Source organism: Dankookia sp. GCM10030260 (assembly GCF_042666655.1).
In the GTDB taxonomy this organism is placed as follows: domain Bacteria; phylum Pseudomonadota; class Alphaproteobacteria; order Acetobacterales; family Acetobacteraceae; genus Paracraurococcus.
Genome location: NZ_JBHTDE010000004.1, coordinates 54,922 through 72,764 on the forward strand (window position 1 = coordinate 54,922; position 17,843 = coordinate 72,764).

At 73.0% G+C, this 17,843-nt stretch carries 16 protein-coding genes; 10 read left to right on the forward strand and 6 right to left on the reverse strand.

What is annotated here, in order from left to right:
* Window positions 1–57: 57 nt before the first annotated feature.
* The 5 genes from ACFQS7_RS15875 (at window position 58) to ACFQS7_RS15895 (ending at window position 7,118) form a co-directional block, all read left to right on the forward strand.
* Window positions 58–1,281: an NAD(P)/FAD-dependent oxidoreductase gene (locus ACFQS7_RS15875; protein WP_380068078.1), complete on the forward strand. Its 1,224-nt coding sequence runs from the start codon at window positions 58–60 to the stop codon at window positions 1,279–1,281.
* Between the two features lie 103 nt (window positions 1,282–1,384).
* Window positions 1,385–2,569 (forward strand): LPS export ABC transporter permease LptF, encoded by a 1,185-nt coding sequence (lptF, locus tag ACFQS7_RS15880; RefSeq protein WP_380068079.1) that lies wholly within the window; start codon window positions 1,385–1,387, stop codon window positions 2,567–2,569.
* Complete coding sequence (gene lptG, locus ACFQS7_RS15885; protein WP_380068080.1) at window positions 2,566–3,690, forward strand: LPS export ABC transporter permease LptG; 1,125 nt, start codon at window positions 2,566–2,568, stop codon at window positions 3,688–3,690. The genes lptF and lptG overlap by 4 nt, the downstream gene beginning before the upstream one ends.
* A gap of 16 nt (window positions 3,691–3,706) precedes the next feature.
* Complete coding sequence (locus ACFQS7_RS15890; RefSeq protein ID WP_380068081.1) at window positions 3,707–6,022, forward strand: LPS-assembly protein LptD; 2,316 nt, start codon at window positions 3,707–3,709, stop codon at window positions 6,020–6,022.
* 124 nt (window positions 6,023–6,146) lie between these two features.
* Window positions 6,147–7,118 carry a tripartite tricarboxylate transporter substrate binding protein gene (locus ACFQS7_RS15895; RefSeq protein ID WP_380068082.1) on the forward strand — a complete coding sequence of 324 codons (972 nt, stop codon included), beginning with the start codon at window positions 6,147–6,149 and terminating at the stop codon, window positions 7,116–7,118.
* A gap of 82 nt (window positions 7,119–7,200) precedes the next feature.
* Here ACFQS7_RS15895 and ACFQS7_RS15900 read toward each other — a convergent pair whose 3' ends face one another.
* Window positions 7,201–8,094: a calcium-binding protein gene (locus ACFQS7_RS15900; RefSeq protein WP_380068083.1), complete on the reverse strand. Its 894-nt coding sequence runs from the start codon at window positions 8,092–8,094 to the stop codon at window positions 7,201–7,203.
* A gap of 157 nt (window positions 8,095–8,251) precedes the next feature.
* On the opposite strand from ACFQS7_RS15900, the gene ACFQS7_RS15905 reads away from it, so the two are divergent.
* The 3 genes from ACFQS7_RS15905 (at window position 8,252) to ACFQS7_RS15915 (ending at window position 11,174) form a co-directional block, all read left to right on the forward strand.
* Window positions 8,252–9,220, forward strand: a complete 969-nt coding sequence (locus tag ACFQS7_RS15905; RefSeq protein ID WP_380068084.1) for a Bug family tripartite tricarboxylate transporter substrate binding protein — start codon at window positions 8,252–8,254, stop codon at window positions 9,218–9,220.
* Window positions 9,221–9,300: 80 nt separating this feature from the next.
* Window positions 9,301–10,266 carry a tripartite tricarboxylate transporter substrate binding protein gene (locus tag ACFQS7_RS15910; RefSeq protein ID WP_380068085.1) on the forward strand — a complete coding sequence of 322 codons (966 nt, stop codon included), beginning with the start codon at window positions 9,301–9,303 and terminating at the stop codon, window positions 10,264–10,266.
* Window positions 10,263–11,174: a DUF1835 domain-containing protein gene (locus ACFQS7_RS15915; RefSeq protein WP_380068086.1), complete on the forward strand. Its 912-nt coding sequence runs from the start codon at window positions 10,263–10,265 to the stop codon at window positions 11,172–11,174. The genes ACFQS7_RS15910 and ACFQS7_RS15915 overlap by 4 nt, the downstream gene beginning before the upstream one ends.
* Window positions 11,175–11,309: 135 nt before the next feature.
* On the opposite strand, the gene ACFQS7_RS15920 is transcribed toward ACFQS7_RS15915, so the two are convergent.
* On the reverse strand, window positions 11,310–11,648 hold the full coding sequence (locus ACFQS7_RS15920; protein WP_380068087.1) for a hypothetical protein: 339 nt from the start codon (window positions 11,646–11,648) through the stop codon (window positions 11,310–11,312).
* Between the two features lie 221 nt (window positions 11,649–11,869).
* Between ACFQS7_RS15920 and ACFQS7_RS15925 the strand changes: the two genes are divergently transcribed.
* Window positions 11,870–12,358: a DUF1203 domain-containing protein gene (locus ACFQS7_RS15925; RefSeq protein WP_380068088.1), complete on the forward strand. Its 489-nt coding sequence runs from the start codon at window positions 11,870–11,872 to the stop codon at window positions 12,356–12,358.
* Between the two features lie 78 nt (window positions 12,359–12,436).
* On the opposite strand, the gene ACFQS7_RS15930 is transcribed toward ACFQS7_RS15925, so the two are convergent.
* Both ACFQS7_RS15930 and ACFQS7_RS15935 read right to left on the reverse strand, forming a co-directional pair.
* Window positions 12,437–14,308, reverse strand: a complete 1,872-nt coding sequence (locus ACFQS7_RS15930; RefSeq protein ID WP_380068089.1) for an ABC-F family ATP-binding cassette domain-containing protein — start codon at window positions 14,306–14,308, stop codon at window positions 12,437–12,439.
* Between the two features lie 60 nt (window positions 14,309–14,368).
* Window positions 14,369–14,545 carry a hypothetical protein gene (locus ACFQS7_RS15935; RefSeq protein WP_380068090.1) on the reverse strand — a complete coding sequence of 59 codons (177 nt, stop codon included), beginning with the start codon at window positions 14,543–14,545 and terminating at the stop codon, window positions 14,369–14,371.
* 100 nt (window positions 14,546–14,645) lie between these two features.
* Here ACFQS7_RS15935 and ndk point away from each other — a divergent pair, with 100 nt between their 5' ends.
* Window positions 14,646–15,068 (forward strand): nucleoside-diphosphate kinase, encoded by a 423-nt coding sequence (ndk, locus tag ACFQS7_RS15940; protein ID WP_380068091.1) that lies wholly within the window; start codon window positions 14,646–14,648, stop codon window positions 15,066–15,068.
* A gap of 144 nt (window positions 15,069–15,212) precedes the next feature.
* Here ndk and ACFQS7_RS15945 read toward each other — a convergent pair whose 3' ends face one another.
* Together ACFQS7_RS15945 and ACFQS7_RS15950 are read right to left on the reverse strand one after the other, a co-directional pair.
* Window positions 15,213–16,340 carry a class I SAM-dependent RNA methyltransferase gene (locus tag ACFQS7_RS15945; RefSeq protein WP_380068092.1) on the reverse strand — a complete coding sequence of 376 codons (1,128 nt, stop codon included), beginning with the start codon at window positions 16,338–16,340 and terminating at the stop codon, window positions 15,213–15,215.
* A gap of 181 nt (window positions 16,341–16,521) precedes the next feature.
* Window positions 16,522–17,742 carry an MFS transporter gene (locus ACFQS7_RS15950; protein ID WP_380068093.1) on the reverse strand — a complete coding sequence of 407 codons (1,221 nt, stop codon included), beginning with the start codon at window positions 17,740–17,742 and terminating at the stop codon, window positions 16,522–16,524.
* Between the last annotated feature and the right edge of the window lie 101 nt (window positions 17,743–17,843).

A 17,843-nucleotide genomic window follows, 5' to 3' on the forward strand; every position in this document is an offset into this window, starting at 1 on the left:
GGCCCGCCGGCCGGGAAGGATGCCGCCGGGGCCCGCAACGGACGGGAGGCAGCGGTCATGGCGGGACGCATCGTCGTGGTGGGGGGCGGCTTCGCCGGCCTCTGGGCCGCCGCCGGCGCCGCCCGGGCGCTCGACCTGGCCGGGGCCAGCGCCAACCAGGTTCTGCTCGTCAACCCCGACCCGCGCCATGTCATCCGGGTCCGCTGCTATGAGGCCGACCTCGCGCCGGTCGCGGTGCCGCTCGACGGCGTGCTGGCGCCGATCGGCGTCCGGCGGGTGCAGGCCTCCGTCACCGCCATTGACCGGGCGGCGCGCCGGGTCACGCTCGACGCCGGGGCGGCGACGCTGGGTTACGACCGCCTGGTCCTGGCCGCCGGCAGCACCCTGCGGCGCCCGCCGGTGCCGGGCCTGGCGGCGGCCCTCGACGTCGATACCCTGGGCGGCGCCGAGGCGCTGGCGCGCCACCTCGCCGGCCTTGCCGCCCGCCCCGAGGCGCCCGGCCGCTGGACCGCGGTGGTGGTCGGCGCCGGGCTGGTCGGGATCGAGCTTGCCTGCGAACTGCCCGGCCGCCTGGCCGCCGCCCTGCGCGCCGCCGGGCAGGCCGGGACGCCGCGCGTCGTCCTGCTCGAACGCGGTCCCGCGATCGGCGCCGGCATGGGCGCCGCGGCCCCGGCGATCCGCACGGCCCTGGCCGCGCTGGGCGTCGAGGTGCGGACCGGGGCCGCCTTGCGCGCGGTCGAGCCGGACGCGGTGGTGCTGGAGGACGGCGGGCGCATCCCGGCGGCGACCGTGGTCTGCGCCACCGGCATGCAGGCCAGCCCGCTGGCGGCCACGCTCGGCCTGCCGCGCGATGCGCTCGGCCGGCTGCCGGTGGATCCCTGGCTGGCGGTCGCCGGCGCGGACGCCATCTACGCCGCCGGCGACATCGCCGCGGCCGAGGCGGCGCCGGGCCATGCCACCGTCATGTCCTGCCAGCATGCAAGGCCGATGGGCCGGATCGCCGGCCACAACGCCGCCTGCGACCTGCTTGGGCGGCCGGCCGAGCGGGTCCGCTTCGCCGCGCCCGATTATGTCACCATCCTCGACCTCGGCCCCTGGGGGGCAGCCTATACCAGGGGCTGGGACCGCGCCGCCCTGGTGCTCGACGGGGCGGCGGCCAAGGCGGTGAAGCGGAGCATCAACGGGACGCGGATCTATCCGCCGCCGGGCGGCGACCGCGCGGCGATCCTGGCCGCCGCGGCGCCGGTCATCCAGGCGTCGCCTGCGCCGGCCCCGGGCTGAGCGCCGGCGGAACATCCGGGCCACACCTGCGGCATCGCCGCAACATCGCCCCCTGCTGCCGCTTTCCCCGGCCCCCCGCCGCCGCTAGGGTGCCGCCGACCCCATGACCCGGCTCGACAGTTACATCTTCCGCCAGCTGGCCGCCGCCCTCCTCGCCGTGACCATCGGGCTCGCGGCGCTGGTATGGCTGACCCAGTCGCTCCGCTTCATCGAGCTGGTGCTCGACCGCGGGCTGTCGTTCCTGGTCTTCATCGAGCTCACCGGCCTGCTGCTGCCGAGCTTCTTCGCCGTGATCCTGCCGATCACCACCTTCGTGGTCATCCTGTTCGTCTATGTCCGGCTTTCGGCCGACCGCGAGCTGGTGGTGATGCGGGCCGCCGGGATCTCGCAATGGGCGCTGGCCCGGCCGGCGCTCGGCCTGGCGGGACTCGCGGTGGTCACCTGCTACGCGCTGAACCTCTGGCTGGTGCCGGCCACCCAGGCCGCCTTCCGCGCCTGGCAGTACGAGATCCGCAACCAGCTCGCCGCCATCCTGGTGCAGGAAGGGGTGTTCTCCTCGGTCGGCGACGACCTCACCGTCTATGCCCGCTACCGCGACCGGGACGGCACGCTGCGCGGCATCCTGGTGCACGACGCGCGCGAGCGCGGCGCCCCGGTCACCATCCTGGCCGAGGCCGGCCGCATCACCCCCGGCCCGAACGGCCCGCGCGTCACGCTGGAGAACGGCGAGCGGCAGCAGGTCGAGCGCCTGCCCCCGCCGCCCGGCAGCCCGCCCGGCACCCCGGCCAGCACCCGGCTTTCGGTGCTGTCCTTCACCGAGAACAGCATCGACCTGGCGCGATCCGGCCGCGCCCCCGGCGATGGCGGCGACCGCTACCGCAACGCCCAGGAGCGGACCATCGACGAGCTGCTGAACCCCGACCCGGCCGACCATGTCCCCGACCGCGACCTGCGCCGCTTCAAGGCGGAGGCGCACCAGCGGCTCGCCTCGCCGCTGAATGCCCTCGGCTTCGGCTTGGTGGCGCTGGCCACCGCCCTGACCGGGCAGTTCCGCCGGCATGGCGGCGGCCTGCGGCTGTTCACCGGCATCGTCGTGGTGGTCGCGCTGCTGGCGATCGGGCTGATGACCAGCAACCTGGCGGCGCGGCAGAATGCCATGATCCCGCTGATCTGGGTGAATGCGCTGGTCCCCGGCCTGGTCGCCGCCTGGGCGATCGGCGGCCTGCCCGGCCTGCCGCACTGGCGCCGGCCGCGCCCGCCGCAGCCCGGCCCGGCGACCGCGGCATGACGCTGGCCACCACGCTCACGCTCTATGTCGCCCGCCGCTTCCTGGCGGCGACCTTCGCCATGCTGGCCGGGCTGACCCTGCTGGTGGCGCTGTTCGACTTCATCGAGCTGCTGCGCCGCGCCGCGACGCGCCCCGATGCCGGCTTCGCCCTGGTCGCCACCATCGCCGGCCTCCGGCTGCCCTTCGTCGCGCTGCAGATCCTGCCCTTCGCCATCCTGCTGGGCGGCATCCTGGCCTTCTGGCGGCTGACCCGCTCCTCCGAGCTCGTGGTGGCGCGGGCTGCCGGGATCTCCGCCTGGGGGTTCCTCTCCGGGCCGTTGCTGGTGTCCATGCTGTTCGGCGTCATCGGCACGGTGGCGGTCTCGCCGCTTTCCTCGGTCATGCTGGCGCGGGCCGAACGGCTGGATTACGCCTATCTGCGCGCCAGCGCCGGGCTCACCGCCATCGCCGGCGGCAGGCTCTGGCTGCGCCAGGCGGACCGCGAGCTGGACCCGCAGGGCGTCGCCATCCTGTCCGGCCGGCCGGCGGCCAGCCGCCCCGGCGAGAAGCCCGGCGACTTCGTCCTGACCGATGTCAGCCTCTGGCGGCTCGCCGCCAACGACCGCCCGCTGGCGCGGATCGAGGCGCCGCGCGCCCGGCTGCAGCCCGGCCGCTGGGCGCTGGAGGACAGCGTGACCTTCAACGCCGACCGCAGCGCCGGGCCGCGCGCGTTGATCTACTTCCCCACCGACCTGACGCCCGACCGGATCGAGAACAGCTTCGCCTCCCCGGACACGCTGTCCTTCTGGGCGCTGCCCGGCTTCATCGCGGTGCTGGAGGCGGCCGGGTTCTCCGCGGTGCGGCACCAGCTGCATTTCCAGAGCCTGCTGGCCCTGCCGGTGCTGGCCGCCGCCATGGCGCTGCTCTCGGCCGGTTTTTCCATGCGCACCTCCCGCCGCGGCGGGGTGGCGCAGATGATCGGCGCCGGCGTCGCCGCCGGCTTCCTGCTCTTCGTGCTCGACAAGATCACCAGCGAGTTCGGCGAGGCGGGCACCCTGCCGGTCGAGCTCGCCGCCTGGGCGCCGACCATCGCCGGCCTCATGCTTGCCCTCGCCTTGCTCCTCCATCTGGAGGACGGATGATGACCCTGGAGAACGGATGAGCCTCGCTCGCACCGCCATGCGCTGCGCCCGTGTCGTCCTGCTGGCCGGGCTGGTCGTTGGCCTGCCCGGCCTGGCTGCGGCGCAGTACGACCAGCCGAGCATCACCCCGCGCGACCCGACGCCGATGACCAGCGGCACCGCGCCCGCCGGCGGCGGCCCGCGCGTGACGCCCTTCGCCGGGATGGGCGGCGGCGGCGGCCCGCAGCAGGACCCCAACGCCCCGGTCACCTTCACCGCCGACGAGGTCGAGTACGACCGCGAGCGCGGCCTGGTCACCGCCCGCGGCAAGGTCGAGGCCTGGCAGGGCGAGCGGCTGCTGCGCGCCGACCTGTTCACCTACGACCGCAACACCGGCATCGTCACCGCCACCGGCAACGTGCAGCTGCTGGAGGCCGACGGCAGCGTGCTCTTCGCCGACCGCGCCGAGCTGAAGGACCGTTTCCGCGACGGCGTGCTGGAAGGCGTCCGCGCGCTGCTGGCGGCCAACGGCAAGATGGCGGCGAACGGCGCCCAGCGCACCGGCGGCACGGTGAACGAGCTGTCGCGCGTGGTCTATTCCTCCTGCGACCTCTGCAAGGACGACCCGACCGCGGCGCCGCTCTGGCAGGTGGAGGCGCGGCGGGCGACGCAGGACAAGGACGCGCTGCGGATCTCCTACCGCGACGCCAAGGTGCGGATGTTCGGCGTGCCGGTGCTGTACACGCCCTATCTGTCGCACCCGGATCCCTCGACCCCGCGGGCCTCGGGCTTCCTGTTCCCGACCTTCGGCTATACCCGCTTCCTCGGTGCCTTCTTCGAGACGCCGTATTTCTGGGCGATCGACCAGACCTCGGACCTGACGATCACCCCGATCGTCTCCACCCGGCAGTATCCCAACCTCGGGCTCGAATACCGCAAGCTGTTCAATTCGGGGGAGATCCTCGGCAGCGCCTCGATCGGCGGGCTGAACGGCAAGGATACCGGCGGCAAGGAGGAACTGGCCGGCCACATCTTCCTGAAGGGCCGCTTCACGGTCGACGAGAACTGGCGCGCCGGCTTCGACCTGAACCGCGCCACCTCCGAGATCTACCTGCGCACCTTCCGCTACGAATACCGCCGGGTGCTGACCAGCCAGGTCTTCACCGAAGGCTTCTGGGGCACCGAGGGCTATGCCCGGATGGACGCCCGCGCCTACCAGGGGCTGCGCAGCTCGGACGACACGCGGCAGGTGCCCTACGTGCTGCCGAACATCTTTGCCGAGAAGGCGCCGCGGGAGAAGGTGCTGGGCGGCCACCTGACGCTCGATGCCGGCCTGCTCGGCATCTACCGCGACATCGGCAGCCAGTCCCAGCGCATCGCCACCCGGGCCCGCTGGGAACGGCCGGAGGTCGGCCCGCTCGGCGATCTCTGGACCTTCAAGGTGGATGCCACGGCGATCGGCTACAACGCCCGCGGCCAGCAGGAGCCGCCGACCAACCTGCCGGACGCCAACGGCACGCGCGGCGTCGGCAATGTCCGCGCCGCGGTCGATTGGCGGATGCCCTTCATCCGCTACGCCGGCGAATACGGCAGCCAGACCATCGAGCCGCGCGTGCAGTTCGTCACCGGCCCGCGCATGGGGCCGCAGAGCAGCGTGCCGAACGAGGACAGCGTCGACTTCGAATTCACCGATGCCAATCTCTTTGCCCTGAACCGCTTCACCGGGCGCGACCGGCAGGAGGGCGGCAGCCGGGTCGACACCGCGATGCGCACCGCCTGGGACTTCCCCAATGGCGGCCAGGTCGAAGGCCTGGTCGGGCGGTCCTTCCGCTTCGACGACGACTTCAAGGATGCCAACCCCTATGCCGGCTCGGGACTCGACCGCCGCGCATCGGACTATGTCGCGCGGATGCGGGTGGCGCCGGTGCCCTGGCTGGAGACCATCGGCCGCGTCCGCACCGACGGCGAGCAGATCTTCCAGCGCAAGCTGGCCGACACGGTGGCGAACGTCACGGTCGCGGGCGTCACCGTCTCCGCCGGCTACCTCTATTCGGTGCCGCTGCCCTACCTCGTGCCGTCCCGCACGCGGGAGGAGGTCTCGGCCGGCATCGCCGGCCGGATCAACGATTTCTGGCGTGCCGGCGTGTCCACCAAGTACGACCTCGGGCTTGGCCGCCTGGTGCTGATCCAGGGCTTCGCCGGCTACGAGGACGAGTGCTTCATCCTCGAGGGCCGCTTCATCAAGCGCTTCGCCGAGGACCCGACCTCGCAGACGCTCTACCCGGCCAGCACGATCCTGCTGTTCCGGGTCGGCTTCAAGACGCTGGGCGAGTACTTCTTCCGCGCGCTGTAGCCTGGCGATCGCCGCGGGTGGAAACACGCGGGACCTGAACCGCCGGCGCGACGCGGCCCGGGGGTGGTTGCGCAACCCCGCCGGGTTGCGCAGTCTCCGGTGAAAGACCGGAGGAATCGCATCCATGAATTCGCTCATCGGCCGGCGCGGCGCATTGGCGCTCGGCGCCGCGGCCCTCGCCAGCCCCGCGCTCGCCCAGGCCGGATTCCCCAACCGTCCCATCCGCATGATCGTCCCCTGGCTGCCCGGCGGGTCGTCCGACACCCAGTTGCGGATGCTGTCGGACCTGGCGACGAAGACGCTCGGCCAGCCGGTGCTGGTGGAGAACAAGGCCGGCGCGACCGGCACGCTCGGCGCCCTCGCCATGTCGCAGGAACGCAGCGGGGATGGCTACCTCATCGGCCAGATGCCGATCAGCGTCTTCCGCCTGCCGGCCATGTCGCGCCGGCCGACCTTCGACCCGATCGCCGACTTCAGCTACATCCTGCACCTCACCGGCTACACCTTCGGGGTGGTGGTGCGGGCCGACCAGCCCTGGCAGACCTGGCAGGAATTCGTGGCCTACGCGAAGGCCAACCCGGGCAAGGTGACCTACGGCACGCCCGGCGTCGGCAGCACGCTGCACATCACCATGGAACGCATCGGCACGCAGCTCGGGATCGACTGGCTGCACGTGCCCTTCCGCGGCGGCGCCGACAACATCCAGGCGGTGCTGTCCGGCGCGACCGTGGCGAACACCGACAGCACCGGCTGGGCGCCCCTGGTGCAGGACGGCAAGCTGCGGCTGCTGGTGGTCTGGACCGCGGAGCGCACCAAGCGCTTCCCCGAGGTGCCGACGCTGCGCGAGATGGGCATCGATATCGTCGCCGACAGCCCCTATGGCCTGGCCGGGCCGAAGGGCATGGACCCCGGCGTGGTCCGCGTGCTGCACGACGCCTTCAAGGCGGCGCTGTTCGAGCCGCAGCACGTCTCGACGCTGGAGCGCTACGACATGCCGGTGCGCTACATGGGCACCGAGGAATACGCGGCCTTCGCCCGCAAGGTCTATGCGGAGGAGAGCGCGGTCATCCGCAAGCTGGGGCTGAAGATGGACTGAGAAGGCCGGGGAGGAGGCATCCTCCCCGGACCTCTCCGCTATTCTCGTGGGTTGGTGCCCGCCGCGCGGCGAGACCCGACTCTCAGGGCAGGATGAAGTCGCTGGCGCGCAGGTGGTGGACGCCGGCCAGTTCGATCTCGCCGCCCGGGCCTTCCGGCACCGCCGGCGGCGTGCCCGGCTCCGGGGTGCCGAGCGGGGCGAGGAACCGCACCACCGTGTCGCCCTCCTCGATGTCGTAGCGCACCTGCAGGGCGTTGCTGGCGACGAAGGGATCGGTGCCGAGGAAGCGCGGCGGCGGCAGGTCCGGCCCGCCGAGGAAATTGCGCAAGCCGCTGAGGTCGAGCACATCCCGCCCCTGGCGGAAATCCAGCACCAGGTCGCGCGTCCCCGGCCCGCTGCCGGTATCGATGCCGAGGTCGAAGGCGAAGGGCTCCAGCCCGCGGCCGAACAGGAAATGGTCCCGGCCCGGGCCGCCGCTCAGCGTATCGGCGCCGGTGCCGCCGACCACGGTGTCGTCGCCATGGCCGCCCAGCAGCACGTCGCGCCCGCCGCCGCCGCGCAACTCGTCGCGGCCCGCGCCGCCGAGCAGCAGGTCCGGCCCGTCGGCGTCGATGAAGAGGCCGGTGGCGCTCGGGCTGCCGCCGAACAGCCCATAGCCGATCAGCGTGTCGTCACCGCCGCCGCCGAGCACCGTGTCGGCGCCGAAGCCGGCCCGCACCGGGTCGTCCCCGCCGCCGGCGAGGATCAGGTTGTGCAGGTCGAGCGGCTGCGGCCCGCCCGGCCCGGTCGCCGGCAGCGGGCCGAAATCCGGGCCGTCATTGTCGCCGTCGATGGTGTCGGCCCCGGCGCCGCCGAGGATGACGTCGTCGCCCGCGCGGCCGACGACCCGGTCGTCCCCGCCGCGCGCGAGGATCAGCTCCGTCCCCGCCGTGCCGGTCAGCGAATCCGCCGCGGCGGTGCCCTGGATGATGGCCATGCCCGGGTTCCTCCCCAGTCCGGGAAGCCCGCGGCGGCAGGCCTGTCGCCCGGCCAGGTCACAAGCCTGCGCGACGTCGCTGCCGCCGGCGCCGTGCCCGGTTGGCCCGGGCCGGCGTCTCGGCTAACCCGCGCCGCAGAACCGGGAGAGAAAACACATGTCATATGCAATCGGCCGTCGTGCCGCGCTGGCGCTCGGCGCCGGCATGCTCGCCGCGCCCGCCATCGCCCAGGCCGGCTTCCCCAGCCGGCCGATCCGCATGTACGTCCCCTGGGGCGCCGGCGGCACCACCGACGTGCAGATGCGCGCGCTCTGCGACGCCGCCGGCCGCCGCCTCGGCCAGCCGGTGATCATCGAGAACAAGTCGGGTGCCGGCGGCATCCTCGGCGCCCAGGCGATGCTGACCGACAAGCCGGACGGCTATACGCTGGGGCAGATGCCGGTCAGCGTCTTCCGCACGCCGCTGATGTCGAGCCGGCCGCTGTTCGACCCGCTGGTCGACTTCACCTATGTCGTGCACCTGTGCGGCTACCTGTTCGGCGTGGTGGTCCGCGCCGATGCGCCGTGGAAGACCTTCCCGGAATTCCTCGATTACGCGAAGAAGAATCCCGGCAAGATCAATTACGGCACGCCGGGCATCGGCACGTCCCTGCACCTGACGATGGAGCGCATCGCCACCGAGCGGTCGCTCGACTGGACCCATGTGCCGTTCCGCGGCTTCGCCGAGAACATGAACGCCCTGCTCGGCGGCACCATCGACGTGCTGGCCGACAGCAGCGGCTGGTCGCAGCTGGTCGAGGACGGCAGGTGCCGGCTGCTGGTCACCTGGGGCGAGCAGCGGGCCAAGCGCTTCCCCGACGCGCCGACCCTGCGGGAAGTCGGCATCGATATCGTCAGCGCCTCGCCCTACGGCATCGGCGGGCCGAAGAACCTCGACCCCGGCGCGGCGAAGGCGATCCACGAGGCCTTCCGCGAGGCGCTGAACGACCCGGCCCATCTGGCGGTGCTGGACCGCTTCGACATGCCGCTGATGTACAAGGGGCCCGAGGAATACACCGCCTTCGTCCGCCAGCAGATCGAGGAGGACCGGGTGATGATCCAGCGGCTGGGGCTCAAGCTGAACTGAGCCCCTGGCGCCGGCCGGGCCGGCTGGCGCATGCTCCGCGGCAGACCGGCCCAAGCCGGCACGCCGCAGGAGGATCGTCCATGCCCCCCAGCCTTGCCCGCCGCACGCTGCTGGGCGCCACCCTGGCGCCGCTGGCCGCGCCCGCCCTTGGCCAGTCGCGCTTCCCGGACCGGCCCCTGCGCGTCTTCGTGCCCTGGACCCCGGGCGGGGCGACCGACATCCAGATGCGCTCGGCCTGCGAGATCGCGTCGCGGCACCTGGGCCAGCCGATCGTGGTGGAGAACCGCCCCGGCGCCAGCGGCTCGCTCGGCGCCGTCGCGCTGAAGGATGCCAAGCCGGACGGATACACGCTGTCGCAGATGCCCAACAGCGTCTTCCGCATGCCGGCGATGCAGGCGAAGCCGCAATGGGACCCGCTGCGCGACTTCACCTGGATCATCCGCCTGGTCGGCTACATGGGCGGCGTGGTGGTGCGGCCCGATGCGCCCTGGCAGACCCTGCCGGAGCTGATCGCATACGCCCGCGCCAATCCGGGGAAGATCAGCTACGGCACGCCCGGCGCCAACACCACGGAGGTGCAGATGCAGCGGCTGGCCAAGCTGGCCGGCATCGACTGGGTGCCGGTCGCCTTCCGCGGCGCCGCGCCCAACCTGCAGGCGCTGCTGTCGGGCGACATCCACTTCTCCGCCGAGACCAGTGCCTGGGCCGACATGGCGCTCGAAGGCCGGGTGCGGCCGCTGGCGGTCTGGATGTCGGGCCGCGTGGCGCGCTTCCCCACGGTGCCGACCTTCCGCGAGCTGGGCTGGGACGTGCTGGGCGAGAGCACCTACGGCATCGCCGGGCCGCGCGGCATGGACCCGGCGGTGGTGCGGACGATCCACGACGCCTTCCGCCTGGCGGTGCACGACCCCGCCCACCTGGCGGTGCTGGCGCGGTTCGACATGCCGGTGCGCTATCTCGGCCCGGAGGAATTCGCCACCGAGGCGGCGGCGCTGATGGCCGAGGCGCGGCGGATCGTCCAGGAACTCGGGCTGCAGCCGGTGTGAGCATCCTGCATCTCCGCTGCGGCGACGACCTGCGGGCGGCGCTGCCGCGGGCCGGCCTGGCGGGCGGCTATCTCTGCTTCGCCGATCCGGTCTGCCAGGGCCCGGCGCGGGACGATGGCGACCTGCTTGCCTGGCTCGGGCTGCGGGCGCGCTTCGTCGCGCAGCATGCAGGGATCGACGTGGCCGATGCGCGGCAGCGGCTGGGCCGCGAATATGCCGCCCTGCAGGCGCTGCACCGCTACGAGGCCGTGCATCTCTGGTTCGAGCACGACCTGTGGGACCAGGCGGCGCTGATCCGCGTGCTGTCGCTGCTGGCGGAGAAGCGGCTGCTGCGCGACCGGCTGTGGCTGATGCCGGCGGACGGGGTGCGCAGCTTCCCCGACCTGGCCGATGCGGAATTGGCCGCGCTGCTGCCGGCGCCGTTGAGCGCGCTACAGGTCCAGCAGGCGGCCGAGGCCTGGGCAGGCTTCGCCGCCGCCGACCCGCGCCCGCTGGATGCGCTGGCGCGGCGCGCCCTGGCGCTGCCCTTCCTGGGGGCGGCGATGCGGCGGCATCTGCGCGACCTGCCCTGGACCACGGATGGGCTGGGCGAGACGGAACGCCGCCTGCTGCGGGCGGTGGCGGCGGGGGCCGTGACGGAGCCCGAGGCGCTTGCGGTGCTGCGCGCCACCGACCCGATCTTCCATGTCACCGACCTGATCGTGCGGGACCTGGTGCGGCGGCTGCGGAGCGGCCCGCACCGGCCGCTGCATGCGGGCGACCCGCTACGGCTTTCGGCGCGCGGCGAGGCGCTGCTGGCAGGCGCGGCGCGGCATCGGCCCTTCCCGCGGGCGCATGCCGGGGTCGCCGTGCTGCCGGACCCGCCCTGGCTGTGGGATCCGGAGATGGGGGGGGTGGTGGAAGGGTAAGGCCGGGGAGGAAGCATCCTCCCCGGACCTGCCTTTATATCTGTGGGTTTCGGCCTGCCGCGCGGCAGGTGCCGGACTCGGAAACAGGAGGGATTGGGCCTGGGGAGGGGATACCTTCCCCTCCCCAGCCTTCCCTCAGCCGCCGACGCGCGCCGGCCGGCCGGCCAGCATGCCGGAGCCGCGTGCCTCACTCGGCGTGCGGTAGGCGATCTCGCGGTTGCCCGCCTCGCCGGTGATCTCGGCGATCAGGCCGGTCGGCGGCAGGGTGGCCGGGGTGCCGCCATAGGCGAGGCGCTGGTCGTTGGCGCCGCCGATGATGCGGGCAAGGCCGCCGCCGACGACATTGTCGCTCGGGGCGTCGTAGACCACCTGCGCGTCCGGACCGCCGCCGACCATGCGGGGGCCGCCCTGGGCATGGGCGGCGCCGGCCAGCGCGACGGCGAAGGTGGAAGCGAGGAGGATGGAGCGGAACATGATGCAAGGCGTCCTGTGTGTTGGGGCGGCGAGGTGCCGTCCTGTCCCAGCACCAGATGGCCCCATCCCCGGCATCATCCCAATACGGATCGTGGATAGACGTGATTTGCCGGGCTGATGCCCGCATGGGTGCCGTGCGTTGGGCGCGTGCGGGCGCAACGGCCGGATGGCGGCGCGGGGAGGGGCGATGCGAGGCTCCGCCCGCCACAGGAGCCCGCCGCATGCCGCCCTTCCGCTGTGTCGCCATCCCGACAGAAACCGCCATGCGCTGGCGCGCCACCGGCCAGGACGACCGCGGCCAGGCGCTGCACCGCCGCGTGGTGGACGGGCCGGGCTTCCCCTGCCGGCATTGCCTGCAATTGGGCGAGGCGGGGGAGGCGATGCTGCTCGGCAGCCATGACCTGCCGCATCCACGGGGCGTCTACTGGACACCGTCGCCGATCTTCGTGCACGCGCGCGACTGCGCCCGCTTCGCGGCGAGCGACGTGATCGCGCCCACGGTGCTGGCGAACGGCCTGGTGTCCGTGCGCAGCTACGACGCGGCGGAGCTGTGCCTCTATGACCTGGGCGCGGTCGGCGAGGGCCGCGACGTGGCGCCGCTGCTGGCCCGCGCGCTCGATGATCCACGCACGCGGTTCGTCAATATCCACACCGCCCGGCCGGGCTGCTGGCTGGCGGCGGTGGAGCGGCGCCAGGGCGGATCGCCATAGGGCGGCATCGCCCGGCGGCGCGACGCTGCGCCGCGGGCAACAGGCCGGCACGCCGCGCCCGCCCGAAGGCGGGGCGCGTCAGGCCGCCTCCAGCTTCTCCTGCAGCTCCAGCCACTCGGTCTCCAGCGTCGGCAGGATCCGGCCGATCACCGCGCGGCGGGTCGTCGCGCGGTTGATCAGCTCGGTCTTGTTGCCGGCATAGAGCCGCGGGTCGGCCAGCGCCTTGTCGATCGTCTTCGCCTCGTCCTGCAGCTTGGCCATCTGCGCCTCGATCTGCTTGGCGCGTTCGCGCAGCGGGGCGAGGGCCTGGCGGCTCTCCGCCTTGCCGCGGCGGTCGGCCTGGCGCGGCGCGGCGCCGGGCTCGGCGCGGTTGGCCGACTTGCGGTTGCCGCCGCCCAGCAGCGCCCGGTAGTCGTCGAGGTCGCCGTCGAAATTGGTGACCTTGCCGCCGCCGACCAGCCAGAGCCGGTCGGCGACCAGTTCGACCAGATGCGGGTCGTGGCTGATCAGGATGACCGCGCCGTTGTAGTCCGCCAGCGCCTTCACCAGCGCGTCGCGCGCATCGATATCCAGGTGGTTGGTCGGCTCGTCCAATATCAGCAGCTGCGGCGCCTCGCGGGTGCAGAGCGCCAGCAGCAGCCGCGCCTTCTCGCCGCCCGAACAGGCCGAGATCCGCGTCGTCGCCCGTTCCACGTCGAGCCCGAAGCGGGCGAGCTGGGAGCGGCACTGCGTGACGGTCGCCGCCGGCATCACCGCCTGCATGTGCGACAGCGGCGTGCCGTCCATGTCCAGCTCGTCGGTCTGGTGCTGGGCGAAGTAGCCGACCTTCAGCTTGGGCGAGCGGAACTGCGTGCCGCCCATCAGCCCCAGCCGCCCGGCGAACAGCTTTGCCAGCGTCGACTTGCCGTTGCCGTTGGCGCCGAGCAGGGCGATGCGGTCGTCCTGGTCCAGCCGCAGGTCGAGCCCCTTGAGCACCACCCGCTGGTCGTAGCCGATGCTGCCGCCCGAGATCGACAGCACCGGCGGCGCCAGTTCCGCCGGCTCGGGGAAGGCGAAGCGCGTCGCATGGTCCTCGACCACGCTCTCGATCGCCGGCATGCGCTCCAGCGCCTTGATCCGCGACTGCGCCTGGCGCGCCTTGCTGGCCTTGGCGCGGAAGCGGTCGACGAAGGACTGGATGTGGGCGCGCTCGGCCGAGAGCTTCTCGTTCTGCGCCGCCTGCTGCGCCTGGCGTTCTGTCCGCACGCGGACGAAATTGTCGAAGGCGCCGGGGTAGAGCGTCAGCTTCGAGCGGTCGAGGTGGACGATGGCATCGACGCAGCGTTCCAGCAGGCCGCGGTCGTGGCTGACCACGATGGCGGCGCCCGAGAAGCGCTGCAGCCAGCCCTCCAGCCACATCGTGGCCTCGAGGTCGAGGTGGTTGGTCGGCTCGTCCAGCAGCAGCAGGTCGGGTTCCAGGAACAGCACCCGGGCGAGGGCCACCCGCATCCGCCAGCCGCCGGAGAATTCCGTGCTCGGCCGCGCCTGGGCGGCGGCGTCGAAGCCGAGGCCGGCGAGGACGGTGGCCGCCCGCGACGGCGCGCTGTCTGCGCTGATGGCGATCAGCCGCTCGTGGATCTCGGCCATGCGGTGGCCGTCGGGGTGGTTCTCCGCCTCGGCCAGCAGGGCCGCGCGTTCGGTATCCGCCGCGAGGACCGTCTCCAGCAGGGATTCCGGCCCGCCGGGGACCTCCTGGGCGACATGGCCCATCCGGGCGCGGGCGGCCAGGCGGATCTCGCCGCCATCCGGCTGCAGCTCGCCGGTGATGGCCTTCAGCAGGGTGGACTTGCCGGCGCCGTTGCGCCCGACCAGGCCGACCTTGCGGCCGGGGTCGACCACCAGGTCGGCGGAGTCCAGCAGGGCGCGCCCGGCGATGCGGAGCGTGAGATCGCGGATGGTGAGGACGGTCATTGCCGCCTCTCCTACCGCCTGGCGGCCATCTTCGCTACTGCGGCATGAGCAGGGGAGGGCTCACCCCGGCGCGGGCTTGTCCTTCGGCGTGTCCCCGTCCGGGGCCGGCTCGGCGGCCCATTCGTCCGCGATCATGCCCTGCTGGCCGCTGACGAGGTCCACATCCGCCTGGCTCGGCGGGCGCGGGATGTAGCCCTGCTTCGGGGGCAGGTCTTCCGGGGGTGTGTCATCGCTCATCCCGGCCCAACGCGGCACGGCCCGCCGGGTTGGGCTTGCATCCGCCCGGAACCCCGCCTATCCGGCCCGCGACTCTTTCATTCGTTAAAGGACCGCCGCCATGGCCATCGAGCGCACCCTCTCCATCCTCAAGCCCGACGCGACCCGCCGCAACCTGACCGGCAAGATCAACGCCGTGTTCGAGGCCCAGGGCCTGCGCATCGTCGCCCAGAAGCGGCTGCAGCTGTCGGACGCCCAGGCCGGCGCCTTCTACGCCGCCCACGCCGCCCGCCCCTTCTACAAGGACCTGGTCTCCTTCATGACCTCCGGCCCGGTGGTCGTGCAGGTGCTGGAAGGCGAGGGCGCGGTGCTGAAGAACCGCGACATCATGGGCGCCACCAACCCGGCCAATGCCGCCCCGGGCACCATCCGCAAGGAATTCGCCGAGAGCATCGAGGCGAACAGCGTGCATGGCTCGGACAGCCCCGAGGCCGCCGCGGCCGAGATCGCCTTCTTCTTCGCCGGCACCGAGATCGTCGGCTAAGGCAAGCATGGCCGGGGAGAAGGTATTCTCCCCGGACCCCTCATCTGTTTCTGTGGGTTGGGACTCGCCGCGCGGCGAATGCCAAGCCCACGAAAAGGAAGGGTAGGGTTCGGGAAGGGAATACCTTTCCCTCCCCGGCCTGCCTCAGCCCAGCGCCGCGGTCCGGTACAGCGTCACCCGCAGCCCGCCATGCGGCACCGGCGCGCCGGGCGCGACGAAGGGCAGCCCGGTCGCCTGCGCCAGGCTTCCCTCGCTGGTCACCAGCCCGACCCGCCAACCTGAAAACCGCTGCCGCAGCACCTGGCCCAAGGCGCGGTACAGCGGGACCAGGTCGCCCTTGTCGCCCATCCGAGTCCCATAGGGCGGGTTGACCATCACCAGGCCGGGCGGGCCCTCCGGCGGGACCGCGTCGCTGATCGTGCATTGCCGGAAGGCGGTGTGCTCGGCCACGCCGGCGCGGACGGCATTGTCGCGGCTCATCGCCACCGCCCCGGCATCCCGGTCGCTGCCGTGACACAGGGCCGCAGGCGGGCGGCGGCTCTCCACCCCCCGCATCCGTGCCCAGGCCTCGGCATCGAAATTGGCGAATTGCTCGAAGGCGAAATGCCGCAGCCGGCCGGGGTTGAGCCGGGCCGCGATCTCCGCCGCCTCGATCACGAAGGTCCCGGCGCCGCACATCGGGTCGACCAGCGGCTCCCGCCCGTCATAGCCGCATTGTTGCAGGAACAGCGATGCCATGGTCTCCCGCAGCGGCGCCGGGTTGACCGCTTCCTTGTAGCCGCGCTTGTGCAGCGGCGCGCCCGAGGTATCCAGGCTGATGGTGCAGCGGTCATGCTCGATCCGCGCCATCACGGTGACGGCGTCCGGGATGCCGCCCGCCGGTGCCTCCGGCGCGCCCAGCGTCTCCCGGATCGCGGTGGCGATCCGCTGCTCCACCGCCCCGCTGTGATAGAGCTTGGAGGCGGCGCAGGTCGCCTCCACCCGGAAGGGGATGTCGGGCCGCAGCACATCGGCCCAGGGGACATGCCGGGCGCGGAGGTCGAGCTGCGCCAGGTGGGTGACGTGGAAATGGTCGAGCCGCGCCAGCACCCGGCCGGCGCCGCGGATCCAGAGATTGGCCCGCCAGACCTCCGGCCAGCCGCCCTCGATGACGACGCCGCCGGGGACGGCCTTCGGCTGGCGGAAGCCCTTGCCGCGCACCTCGGCGAGGAGCGTGGCCTCGAGGCCGGGGGCGGTGGTCAGGAAGATGTCGAAACGGGGCGGAGTGGTCATGCGGAGGGCATAGCAGGTCGCGCGGGGTCGCGGAGGTCAGGCCCATGCCCCGCGGTGCCATGCGCCGGTCGCCGGGAAAGGCCGGGGAGGCGGTATCCTCCCTGGACCCGCCTCTGTTTCCGTGGGTCGGCACCCGCCGCGCGGTGAGGGGAGGGAACGGTTTCCCCTCCCCGGCCTTGCCTCAGGCGGGCTGACCCACCGCGCCACCGGCCGGCCGCAGCCGCGGCAGCGGCGGGAAGCAGAAGGCGATCGCCACCGCCCCCAGCCCGATCGCCAGCGAGCTGAGATGCATCCCCGCATAGCTGCCGAAACGGTCGAAGATCCAGCCGCCCACCGCCGGCCCCGCCGCCATGCCGAGGCAGGAGACCATGGTCGCGGCGCCGAACACCGTGCCCATGATGCGCGGCCCGAAATACTCCCGCGTCAGCACCGCATAGAGCGGCATCACCCCGCCATAGGCCAGGCCGAAGACCGCGGCGACGGCATAGAACTCGCCGAGCGCGCTGGTCGGCAGGAAGGCGCCGATCGCCAGCGCCTGCAGCAGCAGGCCGCCGATCAGCACCGGCTTGGCGCCGTGCCGGTCGGCCAGCAGGCCCAGCAGCAGCCGCCCGCCCAGCCCCGCCAGCCCCTGCAGGCTGTAGACGCTGACCGCCGCCATGGCCGGCAGGCCGCAGACCATGGCGTAGCTGACGACATGGAAGATCGGCCCGGAATGCGCCAGGCAGCAGGCGAAGAAGGTCGCCGCCAGCACCAGGAATTGCCGCGACCCGAGCGCCTGCCGCGCGCTCATCGCCTCGCCCGCCGGCGCCGCGGCCAGGGCCGCCGCCACGGCCGCGGCCGGCGGCCGGCGCAGCAGCAGCGCGGCCGGCAGCAGCACCGCCCAGGCCACCAGCCCGAGCACGAATTGCGCGCTCCGCCAGTCGTGCCCCGACTGCAGCAGCCATTGCGCGAAGGGGGCGACGGTGACCGGCGCCATGCCGAGCCCGGCCGAGACCAGGGACACGGCCAGCGCCCGGTTGCGCTCGAACCAGGCGCTGGCCGTCGCCATCATCGGCGCGAAGAAGGCGCCGACCGCGGCGCCGAGGAACAGGCCATAGGCCAGCTGGAAGCCGGCCAGGCTGGTCGCCCGGCTGGCCAGCAGCAGCCCGGCGCCCAGCAGCAGCCCGCCGGCGAGGCCGACGATGCGCGGGCCATGCCGGTCGCTGACCCAGCCCCAGCCGAAGGAGCCGAGCCCCATCGCCAGGAAGGCGACGGTCATCGAGCCGGAGATGCCGGCGCGCGACCACCCGGTCCCGGCGGCGATGGGGTCGAGGAAGACGGCGAGGGAGAACAGCGACCCCATGCCGATGCAGCCCATCAGCGCGCCGACGGCGACGATGACCCAGCCATAATGCCTGTGCATGGTCGTTTCTTTCCTCCCGCCGGGCCGCGGCCGAAAGCCGGCGGCCCCGCCTTGGCCGGCATCGTCCCAGATCGGCGCCGCGACCGCCATGGCCGATCGCC